5 protein-coding genes are annotated in these 6000 nt (G+C 74.2%); 2 read left to right on the forward strand and 3 right to left on the reverse strand.

Annotated features, from left to right (window positions below; genetic code table 11):
• Positions 1-39: 39 nt before the first annotated feature.
• Positions 40-1098, reverse strand: a complete 1059-nt coding sequence (gene thrC / locus ACGF0J_RS31720) for a threonine synthase (RefSeq protein ID WP_393151730.1) — start codon at positions 1096-1098, stop codon at positions 40-42.
• A 158-nt stretch (positions 1099-1256) separates the two neighbouring features.
• Between thrC and ACGF0J_RS31725 the strand changes: the two genes are divergently transcribed.
• On the forward strand, positions 1257-2825 hold the full coding sequence (locus tag ACGF0J_RS31725) for a glycosyltransferase family 2 protein (protein ID WP_393151732.1): 1569 nt from the start codon (positions 1257-1259) through the stop codon (positions 2823-2825).
• A 62-nt stretch (positions 2826-2887) separates the two neighbouring features.
• Here ACGF0J_RS31725 and ACGF0J_RS31730 read toward each other — a convergent pair whose 3' ends face one another.
• Positions 2888-4576 carry a glycosyltransferase gene (locus tag ACGF0J_RS31730; RefSeq protein WP_393151734.1) on the reverse strand — a complete coding sequence of 563 codons (1689 nt, stop codon included), beginning with the start codon at positions 4574-4576 and terminating at the stop codon, positions 2888-2890.
• Complete coding sequence (locus ACGF0J_RS31735) at positions 4573-5676, reverse strand: glycosyltransferase family 2 protein (RefSeq protein WP_393151736.1); 1104 nt, start codon at positions 5674-5676, stop codon at positions 4573-4575. The genes ACGF0J_RS31730 and ACGF0J_RS31735 overlap by 4 nt, the downstream gene beginning before the upstream one ends.
• 218 nt (positions 5677-5894) lie before the next feature.
• On the opposite strand from ACGF0J_RS31735, the gene ACGF0J_RS31740 reads away from it, so the two are divergent.
• A partial coding sequence (locus ACGF0J_RS31740; protein WP_393151752.1) for a transposase occupies positions 5895-6000 on the forward strand: 106 nt, incomplete at its 3' end.

Here is a 6000-nt window from a genome sequence, read left to right on the forward strand (position 1 = left end):
ACCGCCGCGCGCGCCCGCGCGGCCGCGCGGGTGGCGGCGTCAGGCCAGGCCGAGCGCCGCGGCGGCGGCGTGCACGTCGATGGGCACCGTGACCGGGGCCGGCGCGCCGGAGATGGCCCAGTCGGGGTCCTTGAGCCCGTTGCCGGTGACCGTGCAGACGATCCGCAGGCCCCGCTCGATCCGCCCCTGCGCGTGCGCCTGGAGCAGACCGGCCACGCTGGCCGCCGAGGCCAGCTCGACGAACACGCCCTCCTCCTGGGCCAGCAGCTTGTACGCGGCGGCGATCTGCCGGTCGGTGACCGACTGGATGTCGCCGCCCGACTCGTCGCGGGCCGCCACGGCGAGCTGCCAGGAGGCGGGGTTGCCGATGCGGATGGCGGTGGCGATCGTCTGCGGCCGGGTGACCGGGGCGCCGGTCACGATGGGCGCGGCGCCGCTCGCCTGGAACCCGAACATGCGGGGCGTGCGGGCCGACACCTTGTCGGCGGCGTATTCCTGATAGCCCATCCAGTAGGCCGAGATGTTGCCGGCGTTGCCCACCGGGATGCAGTGGATGTCGGGCGCGTCGCCGAGCGTGTCGACGATCTCGAACGCGGCGGTCTTCTGGCCCTGCAGCCGGAACGGGTTGACCGAGTTGACCAGGGCGATCGGGTAGCTGGACGACAGCTTGCGGGTCATCTCCAGGCAGTCGTCGAACGAGCCCTCGACCTGCAGCAGCGTCGCGCCGTGGACGAGCGCCTGGGCCAGCTTGCCCATCGCGATCTTCCCTCGGGGCACCAGGACGGCGCAGGTCAGGCCGGCGCGCACCGCGTAGGCGGCGGCGGAGGCCGAGGTGTTGCCGGTGGACGCGCAGATGACGGCCCGGGCCCCCTCTTCGAGGGCCTTGCTGATGGCCATGGTCATGCCGCGGTCCTTGAAGCTGCCCGTCGGATTGGCGCCCTCGACCTTCAGGTAGACCTCGCACCCGGTGAGCTCCGAGACGCGGCGCGCGGGCACCAGCGGCGTGCCGCCTTCCAGCAGCGTGACGACCGGCGTCTTCGTGGTGACCGGAAGCCGCTCTCGGTACTCCTCGATGAGGCCACGCCACGCCCTGCTCATGATGACTCCCTACCTGCGGTGTTGGGGCCGAGTGTACGGGGTGCCGCGCCGCGCCCCACAACCGCGCCGGACAACGGTCCCACCCCCGGCCGCAAGATCCAGCATTTGAGGAAATTCTCCGGTTCTCCCGATAAAGTGCCCGCCAGGGGGGTCACCACATGAACGCGCGTCCTGCCATGACGCAGAACGACTTTTCTCCGCTTCGGCCGCCACAGCTCGGCGCCTGGTCGCCGGCCCTGTCGGTGAGCGTGGTGGTGCCGGCGCACGGCGGGCCGCACCTGGAGCTGACGCTCGCCGCGCTCGCGGCGCAGACGTACCCGGACCATCTCATGGAGGTCCTGGTCGTGGACGACGGCAGCGAGCCGCCGATCCGGCTGCCGGAGATCAGGCCGGTCAACACCCGCCTGGTACGGCCCGAGACGGGCTGGGGCATCTCCACCGCCGTCAACGCCGGAGCCAAGGCCGCCGACGGCGAGATCATCCAGCGGCTGGACTCCGACATGGTCGCCTGCCGCGAGCACATCGAGGCGCTGGCCCGCTGGCACCACCTGACCGACTACCTGGTCACGATCGGGATGAAGAAGTTCGTCGAGGCGCCGCCGCTGACCGCGGGCGAGGTGTACCGGGCCGGGCGGCTCGGTGAGCTGTTCGACCTGGACAAGGCGGTGGCGAGCTCGACCGAGGCGACGATCGCTAAAACCGACGGCCTGCGCAAGAGCCGCAATCCCTACCACGTGTGCACGGGGCCGACGTTCGCCCTGCCCAGGGACGTCTTCCATGCGGTGGGCGGGCTGGATCCGACCGTCGCACGGGGTGAGGACACCGAGTTCGCGTACCGGCTGGCGATGCACGGGGTGGTGTTCGTCCCGGATCTGGAGGCTCAGGCGGTCCACCTGGGGTTGCCGGCGCAGCACCGCGACCGGGAGCGGGCCGTACGGGCGGTCGAGCCGTACCTCGCGCACCGCGTCCCGCTCCGCCGCGACCTGCGCAAGGACGGCGGCCGGCGATGGCTGGTGCCGTACGTGGAGATCGTGCTGGACGTGACCGACACCTCCGAGGCCGTCGTACGGCGGGCGGTGGCGGCGGCGCTGGACGGCACGCTGCGGGACGTGGTCGTGACGCTGGTGGGGCCGTGGGCGCGGCTGCACGACGGGCGGCGCTCGGTGCTGTCCGACCCGTGCTTCGAGCTGCGGCTGATGCGTGACCTGTTCGCCCACGACGAGCGGATCAGGCTCATCGACGAGGCGGCGCCGACTCCCGCGCCCGCGCCGTTCCGCTACCGGGGGCCGGTGGACGTGCCGCTGCACCGCTCGACGCTGGAGCGGATGGTGGAGGACGTGCAGAAGGACCTCACGGGCGTGCTCGTGGTGGATCTGCCGGACGGGCGCCCGGCCCGGCTGGAGCGCACCTCCGCGCTGGGGCGGGCGCTGCTGCTGAGCGCGCCGGGCGACGACCTCGACGAGGTGATCACGGTCACCCATGGGGTACGGCATGTGGCCCCGGACCGTTACTGGCCCCCGACCCCGGCCAAGCGGGCCGCCGCCTCGCCGGCCCCGGCCCGGATTGGCGACGGCCCGCCCGGCGGGACCGCCACGGGCGCGGGCGCGGCGGCGAAGCCGGCCGCGAAGCGCGCGGGCGAGCCGGTGGGCGCGGCGGTGCCCGCCTCACGACAGCCGGCGGAACGCGGGCTGCTGGGCCGCCTGAAGTCCGCCCTGCGCCCCGACTGAACCGCGGGGCGGGCCCGGCGCGCCCGAGTCGTCCGGCCCGCGGGGCGTCGGCCGGCCGGTCCTCAGGGGAGGGTGTCGCCGGATGTACCCGGGCGAGGGCGGTCGCCGCGGCGCAGGGCGCGGCGCACGGTGGTCGCCACGAGGACGCGCAGGCCCTGCTGGGCGCGGTTGGCGGCGGCGAGCCGGCGGCGCAGGGTGCCGACCTCGCGCCGCAGCTCGACGGTGCTCTTGCGCCACCGCGCCGCCTCGTCGCGCCACTTGGTCACCTGGGCGCGCAGCCGTTCGGCCTCCTTGGCCAGCCGCTCCGCCTCGGCGCGGGCCTCCGCCCGGGCGCGGTGGGCGCTGCGGCGGCCGGGGATGTCGGCGGGCTCGGCGCCGAACCCGTAGGTCTCCCCCTCGACCCAGGTCACCCCGGACACGTCGTCCACCGCGTCGTCGAGGTCCTCACCGTCCCGCAGCACGACGCGGGCGCGGGCGAAGGCGGCGACGCGTTCGAGCCGGGCGGCCAGCACGCCGTCCGGCGACTCGTGCAGCAGCACGTTGACCAGGCCGTACCCCTGGTCGCGGCACAGGTCGAGGAGCCGGGCGAGGCTGTCCTCGCCGGGCACCCAGCCGGCCGGCAGGCGCAGCACGTACGGCACGGCGGGGTCGACGATGGGGGCGGCCGCCAGCCGGACCCTGCCCTCGTGCAGGTAGTGGCCGTGGACCAGGACCAGGTCGAGGTCGGGGTCGCGGAGGGGGGTCCGGCGGTCGCGGTCCAGCGTGTCCCAGGGGCCGACGACCACGATCTCGACGTCGGGCACGGTCCCGGCGAGCAGCGCGTCCACGGTGGCGCGCACGTTCTCGTACCCGGCGGTGCCGTCCACCACGGCCGCCACGTACGGCACCTTCCACTGGCGGCCCGGATGCGAGCGCAGCCAGCGGTAGGCGGGGATGCGGTCGGCCACGAACGCGTGGCTCACCCGGTCGACGGGCTGCTTGTCGCGCATCCGCATGGTGGGCCCGAGATGGTAGGCGCGGGCGGCGGGCTCGGGGACGAACACCGCTCCGGCCTGCGCGAGGCGGTAGCCCAGCTCGGTGTCCTGGCCGAGGATCAGGTCCTCGTCCATGGGCCCGGCCGCCTCGACGAGCCGGGCGCTCACGGAGGTGGCGCCGCCGACGTGCAGGCTGAAGGGGCGCTGCGGGTTGTCGGTGAGGCCGCCGGTGCGCTCGACCAGGTCGACGATCCAGCCGTGCGGCTCGGCGGGTTCGAACGCCCGCTCCAGGTCGTCGGGCAGCTCGGCGGGGACCGGGGCGGCGGTGAAGCGGATGTAGCCGGTGACGACGCAGTAGGGCGCGGCGTGGTGCCAGCGCATGTGCGCCTCGACGGCGCCGGGGGTGAGCAGGACGTCGGAGTCGAGCCAGTGGACGACGTCGCCGCTCGCCTCGGCCAGGCCGGCGTTGCGGGCGCTGGCCCGGCCGGGCGTCGCGCAGACGATCAGCCGGGTGTCGCGCGGGCGGTCCTCGGGCAGCCGCAGCGGCGGCGAGCTGCCGTTGTCGACGACGATGACCTCGATCAGCGCCGCGGGGTAGCTCTGCCGGGCCAGCGCGGCCAGCACGAGGTCGAGCTTGTCCTGGCCGCCGTAGGCGGGGACGACCACGCTGACCCGCAGGGTGGGCTCGAACGGGGTGGGGGGCCGCAGGACGCGGTAGTCGTTGCCGCGGACGCGGTCCCGGCCGCCCGATGGCCGTGCGGGGTGCAGGGAGGTCACGCGGCGGCCTCCATCAGCAGGCTCGGGCGGAATCCCCGCCACTGGCTGGAGGCGACCTTCAGAAAGTGGGCGAGCGGGAGCTGCCAGGTGTGCCCGCCGCTGAGCGTGCGGCGCAGCACGTAGCCGAGGCCGTGGGTGCGGTAGACGCGCGCCCCCGCCTCGGTCGCGGCTTTGAGGAAGTCGCGGTCCACCGCCCGAGGCTGAGCGGGAAAGCCCCCTATTTCGTGAAATTTCGCCCGGGAGGTGAGGATGGTGCCGCCGGCGACGTGATCCGACCACACCTCACTCTTGTACGCGGCCCCGCTGGCGAACGTGGTGCGCCGGATCGTGGTGTGCAGCGGCTCCAGGTAGAAGAACTCCCCCGCCGTGCCCACCACGTCGGCCCCCGAGTAGCCGGCCGCCATCACCAGGTCGGCGAGGTGGTCGGGGCCGTACCAGTCGTCGTCGTCCCACTTGGCCACGTGCTCGCCGACGGCGAGCGCCGCCGCGTCGTTGAGCACCTGGCCGAACGGCACGTCCGCACCCGCCTCGACCCAGGCCACCCGCAGTCCCGTCTCCTCGACCGCCTGGCGTACCCGCTCGAACGACACCCCGTGCAGGCCCAGCAGCACCTCGACCTCGACGCCGCGCTGGCGGGCCATCTGGGCGAGCGCACCGGCGACCAGGGCCGGGCGTTTGGTGGCCATGACGACGCTGATCGCGGGGGTGCCGGGGAGGCGATGGGCCAGCCGGCGCAGCCGCACGCTGTGCTCCTCGCGGCGCAGGTCGGCAAGGCAGCGCGCGGTGCCGTCGGGCACATGGGCCAGCCAGGAGCGGTCGGCGAGCAACCGGGCCAGGTCGTCCGGCACCCACCCGGGGACGCTCCCGGCGTCGGGGGCGCCCGCCTCCGGTGCGACCAGCGGCACGCCGGCCGCCGCGAGCCGCAGCACGCCGTCGAGCGGCACCGGGCCGGCCGGCCACTCAATCTCCAGGCCGCGCAGCGGGCGCAGCTCGGCCACGTCGGGCGCGTGCCCGTCGACCGCCCATCCGGCGTCACTCCAGTGGAGACGGGCGAGCCCCTTCGCGGGCGTGCGCGTGAAACCGCAGGGGGTGACGGTCATGCGTGGGGTGCTCCTCGACCGGGACAGGGGGCGACTCAGTCGGCGCCTACCTTACGCCCGTTTGATCGCGTAGGAGGCGGTAGCGCCCTCGTCCGTGGGGAGCCCCCGGAGGTAATCCGGCGATCATTCTCAGTAACCACTAAGAGCGTGTTTGAGAAGATCGTTCATGTACGGCGTGGCGGCGTGACGAGAAGCGTCGGCGCCGTCAGGGTGGCCGGATGCCCTCTCGCCGCTATCCCTCCGATCTGACTGACGCGCAGTGGGAGCTGATCGAGCCGCTACTTCCCGAGCCGAACACCGGTGGGCGCCCGGAGAAGCACCCGC

Source organism: Nonomuraea sp. NPDC047897 (genome assembly GCF_043204415.1).
Lineage (GTDB): Bacteria > Actinomycetota > Actinomycetes > Streptosporangiales > Streptosporangiaceae > Nonomuraea.